The following is a 17,792-nucleotide window of genomic DNA, read 5'->3' as shown; positions in this document are numbered from 1 at the left end:
TACACACCGATCGCACTGCTGTCGTGCGATCGGGTGTGCATTGAATTTCAATGGCTACTATAGCACAGACAGAGGGGTGAGCGGCGGTGGTCGGCCGGGAGACCGGACCGACCGGCGTGCGTCGTGCATCTCCAAAAGTAGTTCAATATTTACACTATCAGCAACACTTTTCATCTGAGTACCAGTAGTACTCGGTGATATGAGTCAGATGTCAACCGGTGTCAGCACCGTCCAGCTCTGCATGCGACGGTTCGCGCCGGACGCGGCCCAGCAACGCCAACGGGAGGTGGTCGCACGGCTGGAAGCGCTGTCCGACCGGGGACTCGTCGAAGAGGTGACCCGCGAGTGGTGGAGCACGCGCGTCTGTACACCGGGGACAGACGGCAACGAGGGAACCTCCTGTCCGATGATCGTCGAGGAACTGCTCGACGCCGTCGAGGGAACGGGGATCTCGTTGCAGCCGGCCTTCCGTCACGCGACGGGCCACGAGACCGCGGACTCGGACGTGCTCTACCTCCCGGTGATCTGTCTGGTCGTCCGCGAGGACGGCGAGATCGCGGGGATCTATCCGGCCTGTGACGGCCAGACCCACCACCGCGTCGAGGACGCACTCGACCGGATCGAGTCTGGCGAAGCCGTCTCGAACCTCTAAATAGCGGGCCACACAGAGGCTGGTGTCGACCACCCGTCGCTCGACATGGGAAGCTTCCTTAGGATCGAAGCAGTAGCTACGATCATGAAACGAGAGCCGCCACAGACCGAAGAGGGCTGGTACGTGTTGCACGACCTGCGCCACGTCGACTGGGACGCCTGGCGGGCGGCCCCCGAGCGAGACCGGGATCGAGCGCTGACCGACGGGATCGACTACCTGGAGTACTTCGAGGCTGTCGAGGACAGTTCGGAGGGCCAGTCTGCGGTCTACACCGTGCTGGGCGACAAGGCCGACCTCATGATTCTGCACCTGCGGCCGACGATGGCCGACCTGGACGCCGCCGAGCGGCAGTTCGAGCAGACCGAGTTCGCCCGCTACACAGAGCAGGCCACCTCCTACGTCTCCGTGACGGAGGCCTCGGGCTACACCGAGAAGGCCCGCGAGTACTTCGAGGGCGAGGTCGACGACGACTCCGGGCTGGCACAGTACATCCAGGCCCGTCTGCACCCCGACATCCCCGACGAGGAGTTCGTCTGCTTCTACCCGATGAGCAAGCGTCGCGAGCCGGACCAGAACTGGTACGACCTGCCCTTCGCCGAGCGGGCCGAACACATCAAGCGCCACGGTGACATCGGCCGTCAGTACGGCGGCAAGGTCGAGCAGATGATCGCCGGCTCGATCGGGTTCGACGACCACGAGTGGGGGATCACGCTCTGGAGCGACGACATGACCCACGTCAAGGACCTGCTCACGCAGATGCGCTTCGACCCTTCGACGTCGAAGTTCGCCGACTTCGGGCGCTTCTACGTCGGTCGCCGGTTCGCGCCGTCGGACCTGCCGGCGATGATGAACGGCCAGCCCGTTCCGGCCGAGGGCACGAACGCACCGGGAGCGACGACCGACGGACACGCCCGGCCCGCCGACGGAGACCATCCCGGGACCCGCGAGACCGCGACGGCCGGCCAGTCCGGCGACGCGGGCAGTCACGGCGGCGTCCATCCGGGCAGCTCCGCCGAGGGCGACCACCCACACGACGGCGGCGACGTGGCCAACCAGGACGACGCGAGCGAGACCGACGACGACGGCCACCCCGGGAGCGGTGGCCGCCCGTCGCCGGGTGAGACCACGTACGAGGACGTCGACGACCTCACCCAGCGACTCGCCACGATGGGGCTGTCCGAGGGCGAGGACTACGACGCCGGCGACTACGGACTGCTGTTCTACTCGGAGAGCGACGCCGAGGCGCTGGCCGACGAGGTCGCCGACCTCCGGGAGAGCTTCGACCACTACGACCGCCACGTTGCGACGACCGTGCGCGCCCAGAGCGGTCGGGCCGCCGTCGTCAGCATCTGGACCGCACAGGAAGCCGCCGAGACCGCCGCCGGGTTCCTGGGCGACGTGTCCGGCGTCGACGACACCTACGGGGGCCACCTCGGCGACGGCGCGGACGACGAGCCCGAGCCGACGACGGCGAACTCCAGCGAAGAGATCCAGCAACAGCTCGCCGACGCAAACGTCTACGCCGGGCAGCCGAACGGAGAGGACGTGTTCGCGCTGGTGCTGTACTCCGAGGCCGACCCCGAGACGCTGTCTACCGAAGTGACCGAACTCACGGAGAGCTTCGATCACTACGACACACACGAGGGCACTGCGGTCTACGAGGCCGGCGAGCCCCTCGACGCCGCGACGGCGGACGCCAACCAGCCCCGAGCGGCCGTCGTCAGCCTCTGGGAGACCCAGAGCGCCGCCGACACGGCGAGTGGCTTCCTCACCGATCTCCCGGGGATCGTCGGTCGCCCCGACGAGGGCGACGGCTTCGGTACGATGGGGATGTTCTACACCGTCGAGCCGGACCACCGCGAGGAGTTCGTCGAGACCTTCGACGAGGTCGGCGAGCTACTCGACGAGATGGACGGCCACCGAGAGACGACGCTGCTTGCGAACCGCGACGACGAGAACGACATGTTCATCGCGAGCCAGTGGGACAGCAAGGAAGACGCGATGGCGTTCTTCCGGTCCGACGAGTTCGCCGAAACCGTCCAGTGGGGGCGGACGGTCCTCGCAGATCGCCCGCGCCACGTCTTCCTGGCCTGAGAACGGCCACGAGTGACACGAGTGGCCGCTTTTTGATCGCCGTCGCTCTGACGGCGTTTTGAGCGACGGGAACTATTTCGACGCGTCGGCCAGATCGACTGTGTATGTACCGACGTTGCTTCCTCGCGGCACTGACCGGCGGCGGCCTCGCCGCGGCCAGTGGTTTCGCGGCCCATCGACCGCGCCTGATCGACGGCGCGCGGCGCGGTCGCGGCGATCCCGTCTCGGTGACGCGGACGATCACCGACGAGTCGATCACGTACGACGCCGACCGCGACACGATCCGCTATCCGACGCTGGTCGGGAGCGACGGACCGATCGAGTCCCGGTCGGAGCCGTTCGTACTGTGGGCGAACCGGCGCTGTGCCAGCGTGGGCTCGGAGGTGGTGCTCCCGGCGATCGCGGATCACGTCGACGGTGAACCGACGGGCATCGGAAAGGGAGTCCGCGGTGTGTCCTTCGGGCTGGCGATCACTGTCTCGGCGACGACGACGCGCAACCGCGACGGAGCGGTCGTCAGCGAGCCGAACCTCTCCGTCGAGCGACTAGTGGGGGTGACGCCGGCGACCGTCTCCGCGACGATCGCGTTCGACGGGCGGGAACACACCCGCCACGTCCCGGTGTTCGTCGAGGAGAGCGAAGTGAGTTACCTGTAGCGAGGCGATGGAGAATCGAGTGCTACTGGGCGTCGTCGGGCACGTCGGCGTCGTCCTCTTCGGTTCTGGTCTTTTCCACGTCGAGTTCGCCGAAGTAGATGTCCGCGCCGTCCTGTGCGACCTTCTCGGCCAGCACGGCACACTTGACCCGCATCGGAGAGATCTCGACGCCGAGCATGTCGACGATGTCGTCGCGGTCCATCTCGTCGAGTGCTTCGACGGACATACCGTGGAGCTGTTCGGAGAGCATCGAGGCCGAGGCCTGGGAGATGGCACAGCCGTCCCCCCGGAACGCCACCCGTTCGATCGTCTCCTCGGCGTCGTCAAGGACGACGTCCATCTCGATGGTGTCGCCACACATCGGATTCTCGCCGACGTGGGTGAACGTTGGCTCCTCGATCTCCCCGTAGTTGCGAGGACTCTTGTAGTGATCGAGGATCTGCTGTCGGTACATATCGGAGCCGCCAAGACCCATTGTTGGAGGCGAGTAGGGGAGTCCCGGCTAAAAGGGTTCCGGGGCCGACACAGTCCCGAGCGCCCCAGGTCGCCCGTCGAAGCCGTCGTATCTGTCGATACGGCGACAGACTTTCACGGACGATCACCGAAGATTATAATTGCAACAGCGTTGTTAATAGTTCGCAAGGAACTTCGATGTTCGATCGAATCAGTGAGCTGTCGAATAAGTCGCTGTCGAACGGTGAGACGCCGTCGGCCGACGAACTCGATGGTGGGCCGCTGGCGTCGCTGCTGGGAGAGGGGGAGACACTGCAACACGTCGTCGCCGGGAACGGTGGGCTCGATCACACGACCAACGGGCGCTCGACGTCGATCGAGCCAAGCGGCGGCCACACGGCGTACATGGTAGTCACGGACCGTCGCGTCTACTTCGTGCTCGGCGACGACCCGGAGACGGCCGAGGTGACCTTCCCACACGCAGAGATCACGAGTGCGGAGTTCAACAGCGGGCTCCTCAACGCGACGATACTGGTCAAAATCGCCGACGGCTCCGTCCGGTTCACGCCCAAAGACGCCGATCAGGGGGCGACGGTCACCGACTACATCGAACGGATGGCCACCGCCTGGGGAGAGTTCGACGCCGCGCTGACGGACGCACGGAAGACGATCGAGGAGATCGAACAGCGACTCGCCAGCGGCGAGGAGACCTCACGACTCGTCCAGGGTGCCAGATCCTACATCTCGAACGCACACCACGCTGCCACCCACGACGACGACGCGCCCACAGAGCGCATGACGGAGCTGATCGAACCCGTCGAGACGCAACTCGACCAGCTCTGTGTGGCCATCGACACCGAGCAAATCGAGTCGCTGCTGGCCGAGGCCCGCCAGGCCAAGGTCGAGGGCGACCACGAGACGGCCTTCGAAACCCTCGCCCGGGCTCACTCGACGATCGCCGACGGACGCAAGGCCGTCACCGACGGCGGCGTCCTCGAAGCGATCAACGAACTGGGATCGACCTACGACGAGCTCGTGCAGATGACCTTCGAGGACGCGACGGCGGCCTGCCACCGCGGGCAGTCGACGGACGATCCCGCAGACGCGGTCGACGCCTGGCGGGAAGCACGCCAGCGCTACCGGGCCGCGCTCTCTGCAGACTGGGACGGCGAGGCGAGCGTCAGCGCCGAGGCCCTCGAGTTCCAGCTTGCGTGGGTGACCCAGCGCCTGATCGACGCCCACATCGACTACGGCGACGCGCTCGAAGCCGAGGGCGACGAGATCGACGACAGCGACGAGGCGACCGACCGCTACGAACGAGCCAAACGACAGCTCACCCGCGCACGGGAGCTCGCGAGCCAGCACACGTACGCGACCGCGCCGGTCTCGACGGAGCGACTCGACGACATCGAAGAGAAGATCGAACTCGGAGCGTGGCAGTGGGGCGGAGCCGAGTAATCATCGTATAGGGAGTCATAGAACGGTTGGCACACCCGTCTTCTGCCCTCTCGAATCGCTCAATGCAGGCGATACACGGATCACCAGCATCTGCGCGAGCGAAGCGAGCGCAGTTCACCGACGGCGAGACCAGTGGTCGAGCCGTCGGCCTTTTTCACCGACGTTTTTCGAGGAGCGGTTCCCGCAACGAGCGCAGCGAGTGAGGAAACCCGACGCAGAAAAAGGTCGATGCGCAGGATTACTGAGCAGCGTATTTAGTCAATCAACGCCGAAAAATAGTCACCTTGTGAAGAGTTCTATGACGGTCCATTGTTGTCGGTAAAATATTCTGAATTTTATCTACTGGATCGATAGTTATAATCGGACAGCAGCGGGACTGTACTGCGGGGGCCACTCAATGCTCGACCGAATCAGCGAACTTTCGAGGGAGACCGTCCGGGGGGAAACGACGATCGCGGAGCTCGGTACCGGGCCGCTCGAATCGCTCCTCGGGGACGAGGAAGCCGCACAGTACGTCCTGGCAAGCACCAGCGCGATCGAACACACGGTCGACGGGCAACCGACGAGCATCGAGCCCGACGACGGCCACGGCGCGTACCTGGTCGTGACAGACCACCGGCTGTACGCGCTGCTGGGCGACGAGCCGACGACGGCGGCGCTGACCCTCGCCCTCGGTGCAGTCTCCCGGTCGGCGCTCGACGACGGACTGCTACGGACGACACTGACCGTCCGGACTCCGACGGAGTCCGTCGTCTTCCGCCCGGTCGACGCCGAACAGGCCGCGGCCGCCGAGGCGTACGTCGACCGCGTCGGCTCGTGCTGGTCCGAGCTGGCGACGGCACTCGACGACGCACGGGCCGGCCTCGACGCGCTGCGCGAGGCGATCGAGGCGTCGGACGCCGTCGACCGTCACCGACAGCACGCACGCGCCCGGCTCTCGAAGGCCTACCACTGTGCGACCCAGGCGGACGACGCGCCGACGGCGGCGATGCGGGCACAGATCGAGCCCGTCGAGGACGAGCTGGACCGACTCTGTGCGGTGGCGACGGCCGACGAGGTCGAGACGCGACTCGAAGCAGCTCGCAGCGCCCACGAGGACGGCGACTACGAAACCGCCTTCGAGACACTGGTCGCAGCCGGCGAGTCACTCGACGAGGCCAGCGAGACCGACGACGTCGAGAACCGCTTCGAAGCGCTCCGTGAGACCCACGACGAGCTCGCGACGACGTTTCTGGAGCGCGCAGAGCAGCGCTGTCGGGACGGACTCGATGCGGCGACGCCCCCAGAGAGGGTCGACGCCTGGGAGGACGCACTCGACCGCTACAGGGCCGCAGCGGCCGCCGGGTGGACGGCCGCCGCGGGCGTGACCGAGGCGATGGTTCGGTTCCAGCTGGTCTGGGTAGTCGATCGCTGCGTCGACGCGCTCGCGACGGCGGCCGCCGAACTGGCAGCCCAGGGCGACGACCGGGGCGAGGGACACGCAGACGCCGACTACTACTACGAGCGAGCGCTCGAACGCCTCCGACGGGCCGAGCAGCTCTCGGACGCACATCCCGAGGCCGGCGACAGCTTCGCGGATAGGATCGACGCGCTCGAAACGAAGGCCGAGCGTGCCCAGTGGCAGTGGGGCGGCGAGGACTGACCGAACGCAGCGTCAGTAACTCACCACCGGATCCCGCTCCAGAGACCACCGTTTCGCCTCGTTCGGTCCTCACTCGGCGAAAACGTGGGCGAAAAACGCCACCAGCTCAGTAACTCACCACCGGATCCCGCTCCCGAGACCACCTTTTCGCCTCGTTCGTTCCTCACTCGGCGAAAACGTGGGCGAAAAACGCCACCAGCTCAGTAACTCACCACCGGATCCCGCTCCCAGAACTCGCTGCCCTTCTCCAGTTTCGGCACCCAGGTCTCTTCCTCGCGGGCCAGCAGCGTCACGTGGGACTCCTCGACCTCTTTCAGGGTGTCGTGCTCGGGGAGGAACTGGCCGACCCGCTCGGTGAACGCCCGAACTTCGTCGTGGCTGGGCATCGAGTCCCGATCCAGACGGCCACGGGAGTGGCCGACGTGCATGTAGGCCTTCATCTCGACGTAGTCGGCGTCGGCGCGCTGGCACATCGCGGCGTACCAGGCGGGGTGGTGCATGTTGTGGCCCTTCACCAGCGTCGTCCGGATCACGGTCCGGGTGTCGTCTTTGTCGGCCAGCACGTCCAGCGTGTCGATCAACGAGTCCCACGCGCCGTCCTCGACGGCCTTGACCGTGTCGTCGAAGGTCTTGCGGTCCGGCGCGTCGACGGAGACGTACAGCTGTGTCGGATCACACTCGGCCAGCACGTCGGGGTTCGTGCCGTTGGAGACGAGGAAGGTCGTGATGTCCCGGTCGTGGAACTCCTCGATGAGTTCGGGCAGGTACGGGTACAGCGACGGCTCGCCGTCTAGCGAGATGGCGACGTGACGAGGCTCCATGGCCTCCTCGAAGCGCTCGCGAGGGACCTTCTCGTTGCCGCCAAAGCCCGAGAGGAGTTTCTTCTGGAGTTCCAGCGAGGCGTCGGCGACCGCCGACGGATCGTCCCACTCCACGTCGCCCAGTTCGTAGGCGTGGCCGGCGTGGTCCCGCCAGCAGAAGACGCAGCGTTCGTTGCACTTCACGACGGGGGTCATCTGGATGCAGCGGTGGGACTCGATGCCGTAGAAGATGTACTTGTAACACTTCCCCTCGCCGCGTAAAGAGTTCGCCGTCCAGCCACAGGTCTGTGCCGCAGTGTGATTCTCGCTGTGGTAGTCCGGGTCGTCGACCTGCTTTGGCCCGTCCGATTCGCTCATTGTAGAGCCGATAGACCGGGAGCCTGAAACATCCTTCCGTCCACAGCCGTTCGAGGCGGCGTCACCGACGCGTTTTCCACTCTGCCGGCCGAAGGGGAGCTATGGCAACCCAGCCCTGTGACGGCTGTGGCGTCGAAGTGACCATCGCCGGTGGCATCGCCAACATCTGGACCCAGGAGCACACGCCGACCGGCGGCATCACGCTGGAACTCGTCGACGACACCGAGCACTTCCTCTGTTTCGACTGTATCGACCGGCTCCCCGACGAGGACGTGACCGCCGAGGACGTGGCGGCGCTGTAACCACGGCAGGGCGGCAGGCTCAGGCCTCGGGTCCGGTCGAGGAGCCCAGCGTCGTCCCGCGCCCCGATTCGGGCGAATACAGGACGAACAGCCGGTACGCGGGCGTGACACCGACGACGACGCTGTCACCGGCGACGACCGTCTCGTCGTCACCGCTGGCCTCTCCGTCCCACAGCCCAGACTCGCTCTGATCGGCGCTGTCGCGCTCGGCGAAGCCGTCGCCCCGGAGTTCGAGCCGTGTGGCCGGGACGCTGTCGCCGCCGTTGTGAGTGACGGTGACCGTCCCCGCGTCGGCGTCGTAGTCGAAGTCCAGCGCGACCTGCGGTGCCGCGTCGGGCGAGGAGGAGAGTTCGAACGGCCCCAGCTCGCCGGTCGGAACGTCGGCCGTCGCCGAGACGACCCGCCCGTCACTCGCGGTCGCTGGCGCGGTCTCACCGAAGGGACCCGACGCGGCGGCCCAGGACGCCACGGCGTCTTCGTCCGTCGCGTCCGCGCTCTCGAAGACGGTCGCAGCGGCGACCGCCGTCGTCTCGCTGTCCAGTCGCCAGCGAGCGCCCTGTGCGACGCCGTCGTCGCCGTCGAGTGCCGTCGACCCGGGCTGGCCGATACGGACGTGGCCCGTCCCGAGCGCGTCGAGCAGCGTCGCACAGTCGTCGCTCACGTCCTGGTAGCGGTCGCCCTCGCCGGTCACCGCGTCCAGGGCCGCTCCGGCGACGCTGTCGGCGGTCACGGCGAGGTCGCCACCGCGGAGGTCGACGAGCAACACGTCGCTCTCGCCGACGGCGACCAGCCGCTTGTCGTCGGGGGTGTACCGGTCGAAGCCGTGAGTGGAGCCGATCTCCTCGAAGCCCGCTTCGGTCAGTTCCGTGACGAGTGGGTCGCGGTCGAACGGACCGTCGTAGACGGCGACGCCCTGCCCGAACTGGTAGAGGCCGTCGAGCGAGCCGATCGTGTCGAAGCCGCTCAGCCCGATGTCGGACTGGAGGTTGCTGACGCGCGCCTCGGGCAGCGCGTCGGCGTATTCGAGCATCGCCGAGGGGTGCAGCGAGACGAAGGTGTAGCTGTCCTGTTCCAGCGCCGACGGCGGGAACAGCCACTCTGTGGCCGACGAGTCCCCGTCGAGGACCGGCTCGGGGGTCGGGGTGTCGGTCGCCGTTTCCGTCGCCGGTTCGTCGTCGCCAGAGAGGGCCGAACAGCCGGCGAGCCCGGCCGTCACACTCAGCGGGACCGCGCGGAGGAGGGCGCGGCGTGTCTGATCCATACAGTGGCCCACCCTCTGGGACGGCAAATACTTGTTCGTCTCGACGGCGCTCCGCTGACCGGCAGTTTTACGACCGACGCACGGTTGCCATCCCTCGTGGATCCCGCCCGTATCTTCGACGAGTTTCCGGCCCCGGAATACCGGGGGAACCAGCGCCAGGCGCTCGCGGACATCCGCGACGCCTTCGCGGCCGGCAACGACGTGGTGCTGGTGCGTGCGCCGACCGGGAGCGGCAAGTCCCTGCTCGCGCGTGCCATCGCCGGCTGTGCCCGGACGGCGGGAGATGCCGGGGCCGAGGAGGTCATCGACGCCTACTACACGACCCCACAGGTCTCGCAGTTAGACGACGTGGCGGAGGACCCGCTGCTCTCGGATCTCGAAGTGATCCGCGGGAAGAACAACTACGACTGCATCCTCCCCGGCGAGACCGACACGTCGGTCGATCAGGCACCCTGTGCCCGCGAGCGGAAATTCGACTGTCAGGTGAAACACCGCTGTCCGTACTTCTCGGACCGGGCGATCGCCTCGAACCGGCCGGTCGCGGCGATGACGCTCGCCTACTTCATGCAGACGGCCGGCTCGGACGTGTTCGGCCCGCGCGACGTGGTCGTGATCGACGAGGCCCACGGGCTGGGCGACTGGGCGGAGATGTACGCGACGATCGAGCTCGGTCTCGAGACGGTGCCGGTCTGGGAGGACACCAGGCCTCAGGCGGTCGACGATCTGGAAGACGCCGCGGGCTACGCGCAGCGACTGGCCGACGTGGGCGAGCGCCGGGTGCAGGAACTGCGCCAGCAAGAGGAGCTGACGCCCGAGGAGGTCGCCGAGCGCGATCGACTGAACAAACTCCGGCAGGACCTCTCGTGGTTCGTCGAGGACTACCGCGATCCCGAGAGCGTGACGACGTGGGTCGTCGACCAGCCAGAGGGCGAGGGCGGGAGCGTGACGATCAAACCGCTGGACCCGGAGAAGTACCTCAAGCACACGGTCTGGGATCGCGGCCAGCGCCACGCTCTGCTGTCGGCGACGATCCTCAACAAGGAGGCGTTCTGTGCCAACGTCGGGCTCGACCCGGACAACGTCGCGCTCGTGGACGTGGGCCACACCTTCCCCGTCGAACACCGGCCGCTGTACGACGTGACTCAGGGGAAGATGACCTACGAACACCGCGAGGAGACCCTGCCCAAGATCGCCCGGATCGTCGTCCGGGCGATGCAACACCACCCCGACGAGAAGGGGCTGATCCACTGTCACTCCTACGCGATCGCCGAGCAACTCGAATCGCTGCTCGTCGACTTCGGCGTCGGATCACGCCTGCGGAGCCACGACAGCGAGGACCGCGACGGGCAACTCACCGCCTGGAAGCGCAGCGACGACCCCGACGTGTTCCTCTCGGTGAAGATGGAAGAGGCGCTGGACCTGGAGGGCGATCTCTGTCGCTGGCAGGTGATCTGCAAGGCACCGTATCCCAACACCCGCGACTCGCGGGTCGCACAGCGCCTGGAGGACGGCCAGTGGGGCTGGTACTACCGCACGGCGCTGCGGACGGTCATTCAGGCCTGTGGCCGCGTCGTCCGTGCGCCGGACGACCACGGCGCGACCTATCTCGCGGACTCGTCGCTGCTGGACCTGTTCGAGCGGGCTCGCGTCGACATGCCCGACTGGTTCGCCGAGCAAGTCGATCGGATGGCACCGCCGGACCTGCCCGCGTTCGATCCCGCGAGCGCGCTCGGTGGCGGCAGCTCCGGTGATTCGACTGGCGACAGGACCAGTAGCGGACGGTCCCGTTCGCGGTCCCGACGGCGCTCCTCGGGAACGAGTCCGATGGCCGACGTGTGGGAGACGGAGTGAGACGAGTCCTACTCGGAGTCCGTCTCCGGCGGGTACTGTAGGTCCGTCCAGTAGATGGTTCCCTCGTAGCGAGCCAGCCACGTCCCGCCGTGTTCGGTGGTGTCGATACCCGCTCGGTCGCGGAAGCGATCGGCCAGTGATCGGAACGCGTCGGGCACCTCGCCGCCGTCGGGGAAGTAGCTCCCATCGATCGCCTCGGCGACGATCTCGCGTTCTGCTTCGGAGAGCCCCGAGAGGGAAAACAGGTACTGCTCGCGGAGCTGTGCGCCCAGATCGGCAGCGCTCTCGGCGACCTGCTCGGCGCTGTACTCGTAGGTCTCGATCGTCACTTCGCCGCCGTCGGCCACTCTGACGCGGTAGGTCGACCCCTCGTGAGAGATCCCCTCGTACGCGGGATCGGAGGCCAGGACGCTCTCGGAGACGTCTTCGTACCGGTGTGAGCGACCGATGTCGAACCCGTCGTTGTCGGGGTGATCTGCTTCCGGCGGGATCAACTCGCCCAGCGCCCGCTTGTCGGCCTCGGGCAGGTCCTCGTAGGCGATCACCGACGACGGGGTCGTCTCGGGGTCGTAGTCGACGTCGATCGTGTACCGGGTCTCGGTACGGCTGTCGACGACCTCGTGAGTGATCCGGTAGTACGCGCCCTCGTGTTCGATCGGACGATCCCGTTCGTAGGGATACCGGCCCTCCCGTGTCGGTGCGTCACCGGCGACGGCGGCGTCGACGAGCGCCAGGCGATCCGAGGAGAGGTTCTCCGTCTCGCCGGCGTATCGCTCGGCGATGGCGCTGTCGCTCGTCAGTTCGCTCATCGAGAGCGAACCGTCGTAGGCGTGGCCACAGCCTGCGAGGGGGAGGGCAACGGCGGTCGCTGCGGTCGCGAGGAATGTTCGGCGGCGCATACGTCGGAGCACCGCAGGGTGTGGTGAATAGTTTGTGATACGCCATCGACAGTAGCCGCGGCGACTGAGCGGCCGGCCGATCAGAACATCGAGAGTGCGTAGGCGGCCGAAGAGCCCACCATGAGCAAGACGAGGACGATCGCGAGGATTTGCTGTCGATCCATACCCACGCCTTGCCAGTGAGAACGGATAGTCGTTTCGAGGCGCTACGGCATCGTCTCCCCCGGCGTCGACAGTTCCGCCCAGTAGATCCGCCCGTCGTACCGGACCAGCCAGTGGCCGGTGTCGGCCGTCGAGCGGACCGGCTCGTGTGAGCCAAGTCGTTCGGTCAGCGACCGGAACGCCCGGTTCGGGCTGTCGGGATAGTAGCCCTCGTCGGCGGCCGCCAGGACGATCTCCCGTTCGGCCTCTGGGAGTCCACTGAGGGTAAACAGGTGCCGCTCGCGCAGCTGACGGCCGAACGCCGCCGGGCTGTCGGCGATCCGATCGGCGCTGTACTGGTATCGGTCGACTTCGATCTCGCGGCTCCCGCCGACGCCGACCCGGTAGGCGGTGCCGTCGTAGGAGACCGCCTCGTACTCCGGTTCCGGGACGAGGACGCTCTCAGTGTCGTCGAGGTACGTGTCGGCAACGTCTACGTCGAAGCCCCTGCCGGTCGGTGGCTCTGCCGGCGGCGGCAAGAGCCGAGAGAGGGCGCGCCTGTCGACGGCCGGGAGGTCGGCGTACGCGACGACCGACGACGGTTCCGCGACCGGATCGTAGTCGATCTGGAGATCGTACTGGGTAGCGGAACGGCGCTCGACGACCTCGTACCCGATGTCGTAGAACGCACCGTCGTCTTCGAACGGCCGGTCGGCGTCGAACGGCGGACCGGTGTCTGCTCTGGTCGGCGTCTCGCCGTCGATGGCGTCTCTGACGAGGGCACGGGAGTCCGGCGGGAGAGCGTCGAGGTCTTCGGCGTGGCGTCGAGCGATCGCCGCGTCGGACGCCATCGACGCCATCGTCAGCGAGCCGTAGTCCGGGCGCACACAACCGGCCAGCGGGAGGGCGAGAGTCGTCGTGGTCGCGAGGAACGAACGGCGGCGCATACGTACCCGATCCGAGACCAGCGCCGAATAGGTTCCGGACCCGGACGGGCGGCTGTCACCGCTGGGAGCGGTTCGCAATCCCGAGCGGACGCCGACACGATCACTCGATCCGGGCGTCGACGACGACGTGTGCGACGCCCTCGCTGTAGCTCTTGACTCGGCGGGTGTCGAGGATCTCGACGCCCCGGCCCGCGTCGGCGGCCGCGGCCTCGATCCGCTCGATCGGGCGCTCGAAGACCAGCCCGTCGGGCGTCGCCTCGTGCATGTGGACGACCCCGCCGGGAGCCAGCGCCGGCAGTGCGGCGTCGAGATACTCGTGGGCCTCGTAGTAGCCCATCACGATCCGGTCGACCGGGTCGGCGGCGAGATCGGGAGTCACGTCTCGGCAGTCGGCCCGGTAGGGCTGGACTCGGTCGGCGACCTCGTTGAGCTGGACGTTCTCGATCAGGTACCGGAAGGAAGCGGGATTGCGCTCGACGGCAGTGACCGTCGCCCCGGCGCGGGCCATCGGGAGCGTGAAGTAGCCGATGCCGGCGAACATGTCGAGTACCCGCTCGCGCTCGCCGCTTTCGATTGCACCGCTCGCGCTCGTCGAGGCTCCCGACTCGCTCCGTCCCTCGTGGGCCTCGCGGACGACCTGGCCCATGTGGCTCCGCTCGGCCTTGTTGCCCGGCGAGAACATCACCTCGGCGAGGTCCAGCGCGTAGGCGGTCCCGTGCTCGCGGTGGACGGTCTCGGTGTCGCCGGTGCCGGCGACGACCTCGACCGCGGGTTCGCGGTGTTCGCCGGTGATCGGCCCCCGCGCGAGGACGGTGTCGGCCTCGCCGTGGAGCTGTAAGAGTGCCTCACCGACCTCCTCGGGCCGTGGCGCGTCCCCGACGTCCACGAGGACGACGCTGCCGACGACGGCCCAGGACGCGGGTGCCAGATCGATCTCCGCGTCGGTCCACCCCCGGTCCCGGAGGTAGTCGTCCAGGTCTCGGAGCCTCGGCTCGCCGACCTGACGGACCACGTCTCGAACGGCGAGGTCGGCGGGGACGCTGGTCACCGGGACGGCGACGCTGTCGTCGTCCCACGGCTGGACCGTCCGGTCGTCGTCGTAGGCGTCCAGTTCCCGGAGCCGGTCGATGACCGTCTGGGTGCGGTCGTGGGCGACGACGACGGCCAGTCGATCGTCTGCGCTCATCGTGGGACGACAGGCGGCCGGGACGGAAACCCGTTTCGTGTCGACCGGTCGGCCGTCAGGCGGGGCCGAACCCGTACACGGCCCCGTCCTGTTCGAGGAAGAGGCCGTCACCGGCGACGAGGGGCTGGCCGAGCGGGTAGAGGTCACTCGGTAAGAGGCCGTCTGGCGAGAGTGACCACAGTTCCTCACCGCTGGCCAGGTCGTAGGCGAAGCAGTCGGCGACGTGGGCGGCGTAGACGACGCCGTCGGCGAGGACCGGCACGTGGACCGTCGTGTCGTTGCTGTCGGTGGGCACGACCCACTGGCGGTCGCCGGCCGCGTCGAGGACGTCGACGCGGTTCATCGGTTCGACGTCCGGAAGCCCACCGAGAACGACGTGGTCCGAATCGGCCGTGAGCCACACCTGTGTCGGTGGTTCGTACGTCCAGGCCGTCTCGCCGCTCGCCGCGTCGAGGCCGAAGACGGTCGCGTCGCGCGTCCACGTCGTCGCGTAGACGCGCTCGTCCGCCCCGGCCACATCGACGAAACTCACCTCCGACCAGAGGTCTTCACGCAGCCACTGCTGGCTGCCGTCGCTCAGTGACAGACCGGCGAGTCCCGTCTCCGTGGCGACCACGACCATCTGGTCGGCGACGCCACACAGCGAGTGGGGCCTGTCGAGCGGTCGCCGCCAGCGCGCCTCGTCGGCTCCGGGCCGTCCTGCGACGACCGCGTCGTCGGTGAGGTAGACGAACAGGTCCTCCAGGAGGACGAATCGGTCCTGGTGGGGCGACGATTCGGGATACGGTGTCACGCTGGCCGTCTCCGGCTCCCGTTCGATCCAGCCGTCCGAAAAGAAGAGGTGGTCCGGACCCACGGCGAGCCAGTCGTCGTTCGAGTCGACCGCCGCGCGCCAGCGCTCCGTCCCGCGGCTCGCGTCGAGCGCGACGACGGTGCTGTCGCTGGCCGCAAACACCGTGTCGTCTGCGATAGCCATCGGTTCGAAGTGGCTGTCACCGTCCGAGAACCGCCACCGCGACTCGATGGCCGCGCCCGGACCGCTGCCGCTGGCGGCGTACGCGTGGCCCGGCCCGCCACCGGGCTGATTCCACGTCTCGTCGACGGCGATCGGTTCGTCACTCGTCGGCGCGAGCGGACTGGAGAGCTGGCCCACGCAGCCGGTGGTGCCACCGAGAAGCGTCAGGCCGGTCGCAGCGAGGAACTGGCGGCGTTGCATCCGTGCGAACGGGGCTAACGTCTGCCGGTAAGTATCTTCTGTCTGGACGACAACACGCGGCGGGCACGTGTCCCGAAGTCACTCCTCAGCTCTCGTCGGGCAGGACGTGCAGTCCCTCGCGGTGTTTGAGGACCGGCACCTCGTCGGCGTCGGTGTCGAGGTAGTCGGGCCGGGGGATCGTCTTCGACTCGAACGTCTCGGGGTCGAGCACCTGCACGGCGTTCTCGTCCTCGACGGCGACGAGGGTGGTCCGTTCGGCGTCGGCGTCGGTCCCCAGGCGGCGAGCGTCGGGGGCGTTCTCGTCCTCGAAGGACGCTTCGAAGGAGTCGCCCGTCGCGAGGCGCGTCCCCTTGAGGTTGCCCTGCACAGAGCGGACTAACACCGGACCGTCGCCGTCCTCCGGATCGATCACCTCGCCGGGGCGATAGCGCGGCAGCCGGATCGCGTACGTGACCCGATACACCTCGTTGCCGTCCGTGTCTTCGGTGACCAGCGTCTCGTTGTCGGTGAACGTCCCGCCCAGCTCGGTCGTGATCTGGCGGGCGACTTTCATCCCGATCTTGTTGGTCGACACCTTGATGTTGACGCCCGCTTCGGGCTCGGAAATTTCGGTGACGAAGGCGTCCCGGTCGCCCGTGGCCTCCATCTCGTCGACGACCTCGTGGGCGATCTCCTTGGCGCGGTCGGCCTCGTCGCCGGTCGGCGTGCGCTCGTCGGCCCGCACCTGCACCGTCGAGGCGTACGAACCGCCCGCGATCTTGCCACAGCGCGTGCAGGTCTGGCGGCTGATCTTGACCGGGACGACCACCTCCTCGGTGACCGGCGTCTCCCGGATGACCCCGGAGAACTCCGCGTGCATCCGGATCGTGTTCTTGTCGACCTGTTCGGGCGCGACCTGCCAGGCGACCGACTGGGCGTCGACGTGGACGCCCAGGGCCTCGCTGACCTCGTCGACGGCGATGTCGGTGTAGTCCTCGGCACCCACGTCGACCCAGCGGTTGCCCCGGTGGACGGCACCACACTGGGCACAGACCCGGACCTCGATGCGGTCCGGCGCGTCGACGAGATCGAACTCCTCGAAGTAGCAGGCGTCACAGAGCACGCTGTCGGGGTCGTGCTGGCCCGCGACGCTCGGGCGCTCGCGCTCGTGGTCCGGTATCTCGTCGCCACAGCGCGGGCAGAAAGCTCCGGATCGACTCATTGCGACGCCGTTGGTGGCTGTCGCGGTTAAGTCGTGCGTTCCGGAGTCGGGAGCCGAATCTTCAGGCGTTCAGGACCCAGAACCGATAGTTCAGCAGGGCCGCGAACAGGACCCAGACGAGATAGGGGGCCAGCAGCGCCGCCGCCCGGCGGTCGACGCGATCGAAGGCCCACATGGTCGGGACGATCAGGACCGCCAGCGCGACGATCACCCCGAGCGCGGCCAGCGGTCGCTGGAGCGTGAAAAAGACCGGCGTCCAGGCGACGTTGAACGCGAACTGGAGGGCAAACAGCCCCAGCGCAACCTGGACGCGACGCTCGTCCAGCCCCTCGCTGGCGACCAGGTAGACCGCGACGCCCAGCAGGGTAAAGAGCAGCGTCCAGACGACGCCGAAGGCCCAGCCCGGCGGATAGATCGCTGGCTCGACCAGCCCCTCGAACCACGCCGAGTCCGGGCCACCGAGGACGGCCGGGACGCCGCCGACGACGTTGACGAGGACGACGGCCGCCAGTGCCCAGAGGAGATCGCGACGATCGGACCGATCGGGAGCAGCGTCGGCGAGTGACATACAGATAATACAGCCAACAGGAACAAACCAGTTGTGGTCGAATCGGCTCCGTCGGTGTCGTTGCGTGCCAGAAACCGGGAGAAAGCG

16 protein-coding genes are annotated in these 17,792 nt (G+C 67.5%); 7 read left to right on the top strand and 9 right to left on the bottom strand.

The window, feature by feature from the left end:
• Positions 1-199: 199 nt before the first annotated feature.
• The 3 genes from AC5FRZ_RS03200 to AC5FRZ_RS03190 all read left to right on the top strand — a co-directional run bounded on the left by AC5FRZ_RS03200 (position 200) and on the right by AC5FRZ_RS03190 (position 3,402).
• Entirely contained in the window at positions 200-652 is a 453-nt protein-coding gene (locus AC5FRZ_RS03200) for an HTH domain-containing protein (protein ID WP_493563841.1), read from the top strand.
• A gap of 81 nt (positions 653-733) precedes the next feature.
• Positions 734-2,746, top strand: coding sequence for a heme-binding protein (locus AC5FRZ_RS03195; protein WP_493565072.1), 2,013 nt, complete (start codon positions 734-736; stop codon positions 2,744-2,746).
• A gap of 104 nt (positions 2,747-2,850) precedes the next feature.
• Positions 2,851-3,402, top strand: a complete 552-nt coding sequence (locus AC5FRZ_RS03190; protein ID WP_493563840.1) for a hypothetical protein — start codon at positions 2,851-2,853, stop codon at positions 3,400-3,402.
• A 22-nt stretch (positions 3,403-3,424) separates the two neighbouring features.
• Here the strand turns inward: AC5FRZ_RS03190 and AC5FRZ_RS03185 are convergent, their stop codons facing one another.
• Positions 3,425-3,877 (bottom strand): iron-sulfur cluster assembly scaffold protein, encoded by a 453-nt coding sequence (locus AC5FRZ_RS03185; protein WP_170093382.1) that lies wholly within the window; start codon positions 3,875-3,877, stop codon positions 3,425-3,427.
• Between the two features lie 176 nt (positions 3,878-4,053).
• Between AC5FRZ_RS03185 and AC5FRZ_RS03180 the strand changes: the two genes are divergently transcribed.
• Complete coding sequence (locus AC5FRZ_RS03180) at positions 4,054-5,313, top strand: hypothetical protein (protein ID WP_493563839.1); 1,260 nt, start codon at positions 4,054-4,056, stop codon at positions 5,311-5,313.
• Between the two features lie 397 nt (positions 5,314-5,710).
• Positions 5,711-6,955, top strand: coding sequence for a hypothetical protein (locus tag AC5FRZ_RS03175; RefSeq protein WP_493563838.1), 1,245 nt, complete (start codon positions 5,711-5,713; stop codon positions 6,953-6,955).
• 200 nt (positions 6,956-7,155) lie between these two features.
• Here AC5FRZ_RS03175 and twy1 read toward each other — a convergent pair whose 3' ends face one another.
• Positions 7,156-8,133: a 4-demethylwyosine synthase TYW1 gene (twy1, locus tag AC5FRZ_RS03170; protein ID WP_493563837.1), complete on the bottom strand. Its 978-nt coding sequence runs from the start codon at positions 8,131-8,133 to the stop codon at positions 7,156-7,158.
• 101 nt (positions 8,134-8,234) lie between these two features.
• Here twy1 and AC5FRZ_RS03165 point away from each other — a divergent pair, with 101 nt between their 5' ends.
• Positions 8,235-8,435: a DUF7561 family protein gene (locus AC5FRZ_RS03165; protein ID WP_170093377.1), complete on the top strand. Its 201-nt coding sequence runs from the start codon at positions 8,235-8,237 to the stop codon at positions 8,433-8,435.
• Between the two features lie 19 nt (positions 8,436-8,454).
• Here AC5FRZ_RS03165 and AC5FRZ_RS03160 read toward each other — a convergent pair whose 3' ends face one another.
• Positions 8,455-9,696, bottom strand: coding sequence for a type IV pilin N-terminal domain-containing protein (locus AC5FRZ_RS03160; RefSeq protein ID WP_493563836.1), 1,242 nt, complete (start codon positions 9,694-9,696; stop codon positions 8,455-8,457).
• Positions 9,697-9,792: 96 nt separating this feature from the next.
• Between AC5FRZ_RS03160 and AC5FRZ_RS03155 the strand changes: the two genes are divergently transcribed.
• Entirely contained in the window at positions 9,793-11,547 is a 1,755-nt protein-coding gene (locus AC5FRZ_RS03155; protein ID WP_493563835.1) for a helicase C-terminal domain-containing protein, read from the top strand.
• An 8-nt stretch (positions 11,548-11,555) separates the two neighbouring features.
• Here AC5FRZ_RS03155 and AC5FRZ_RS03150 read toward each other — a convergent pair whose 3' ends face one another.
• The 6 genes from AC5FRZ_RS03150 to AC5FRZ_RS03125 all read right to left on the bottom strand — a co-directional run bounded on the left by AC5FRZ_RS03150 (position 11,556) and on the right by AC5FRZ_RS03125 (position 17,705).
• Positions 11,556-12,446, bottom strand: a complete 891-nt coding sequence (locus tag AC5FRZ_RS03150) for a hypothetical protein (RefSeq protein WP_493563834.1) — start codon at positions 12,444-12,446, stop codon at positions 11,556-11,558.
• A 206-nt stretch (positions 12,447-12,652) separates the two neighbouring features.
• A complete protein-coding gene (locus AC5FRZ_RS03145) occupies positions 12,653-13,534 on the bottom strand; it encodes a hypothetical protein (protein WP_170093373.1) in 882 nt (293 codons plus the stop codon).
• A 100-nt stretch (positions 13,535-13,634) separates the two neighbouring features.
• Positions 13,635-14,720: a class I SAM-dependent methyltransferase gene (locus AC5FRZ_RS03140; RefSeq protein WP_493563833.1), complete on the bottom strand. Its 1,086-nt coding sequence runs from the start codon at positions 14,718-14,720 to the stop codon at positions 13,635-13,637.
• Positions 14,721-14,775: 55 nt separating this feature from the next.
• Positions 14,776-15,936 carry an outer membrane protein assembly factor BamB family protein gene (locus AC5FRZ_RS03135; protein ID WP_493563832.1) on the bottom strand — a complete coding sequence of 387 codons (1,161 nt, stop codon included), beginning with the start codon at positions 15,934-15,936 and terminating at the stop codon, positions 14,776-14,778.
• Between the two features lie 85 nt (positions 15,937-16,021).
• Complete coding sequence (locus tag AC5FRZ_RS03130) at positions 16,022-17,137, bottom strand: 60S ribosomal export protein NMD3 (protein ID WP_493563831.1); 1,116 nt, start codon at positions 17,135-17,137, stop codon at positions 16,022-16,024.
• A 61-nt stretch (positions 17,138-17,198) separates the two neighbouring features.
• The gene (locus AC5FRZ_RS03125) at positions 17,199-17,705 is read right to left on the bottom strand and encodes a TspO/MBR family protein (protein ID WP_493563830.1); all 507 of its coding nucleotides are present in this window, start codon (positions 17,703-17,705) and stop codon (positions 17,199-17,201) included.
• Between the last annotated feature and the right edge of the window lie 87 nt (positions 17,706-17,792).

It is taken from the genome of Halomicrobium sp. HArcht1-1 (assembly GCF_058933285.1).
The sequence above is the reverse complement of the archived record's forward strand: the minus strand, read 5'-3'. Positions and strand labels throughout refer to the sequence as shown.

Bases quoted from the DNA above. Each gene is read 5' to 3' on its own strand.
- AC5FRZ_RS03150 (WP_493563834.1), bottom strand. From the start codon at position 12,446: ATGCGCCGCCGAACATTCCTCGCGACCGCAGCGACCGCCGTTGCCCTC.
- AC5FRZ_RS03165 (WP_170093377.1), top strand. From the start codon at position 8,235: ATGGCAACCCAGCCCTGTGACGGCTGTGGCGTCGAAGTGACCATCGCC.
- AC5FRZ_RS03145 (WP_170093373.1), bottom strand. From the start codon at position 13,534: ATGCGCCGCCGTTCGTTCCTCGCGACCACGACGACTCTCGCCCTCCCG.
- AC5FRZ_RS03160 (WP_493563836.1), bottom strand. From the start codon at position 9,696: ATGGATCAGACACGCCGCGCCCTCCTCCGCGCGGTCCCGCTGAGTGTG.
- AC5FRZ_RS03125 (WP_493563830.1), bottom strand. From the start codon at position 17,705: ATGTCACTCGCCGACGCTGCTCCCGATCGGTCCGATCGTCGCGATCTC.
- AC5FRZ_RS03135 (WP_493563832.1), bottom strand. From the start codon at position 15,936: ATGCAACGCCGCCAGTTCCTCGCTGCGACCGGCCTGACGCTTCTCGGT.
- AC5FRZ_RS03175 (WP_493563838.1), top strand. From the start codon at position 5,711: ATGCTCGACCGAATCAGCGAACTTTCGAGGGAGACCGTCCGGGGGGAA.
- AC5FRZ_RS03190 (WP_493563840.1), top strand. From the start codon at position 2,851: ATGTACCGACGTTGCTTCCTCGCGGCACTGACCGGCGGCGGCCTCGCC.
- AC5FRZ_RS03185 (WP_170093382.1), bottom strand. From the start codon at position 3,877: ATGGGTCTTGGCGGCTCCGATATGTACCGACAGCAGATCCTCGATCAC.
- AC5FRZ_RS03140 (WP_493563833.1), bottom strand. From the start codon at position 14,720: ATGAGCGCAGACGATCGACTGGCCGTCGTCGTCGCCCACGACCGCACC.
- AC5FRZ_RS03180 (WP_493563839.1), top strand. From the start codon at position 4,054: ATGTTCGATCGAATCAGTGAGCTGTCGAATAAGTCGCTGTCGAACGGT.
- twy1 (WP_493563837.1), bottom strand. From the start codon at position 8,133: ATGAGCGAATCGGACGGGCCAAAGCAGGTCGACGACCCGGACTACCAC.
- AC5FRZ_RS03200 (WP_493563841.1), top strand. From the start codon at position 200: ATGAGTCAGATGTCAACCGGTGTCAGCACCGTCCAGCTCTGCATGCGA.
- AC5FRZ_RS03130 (WP_493563831.1), bottom strand. From the start codon at position 17,137: ATGAGTCGATCCGGAGCTTTCTGCCCGCGCTGTGGCGACGAGATACCG.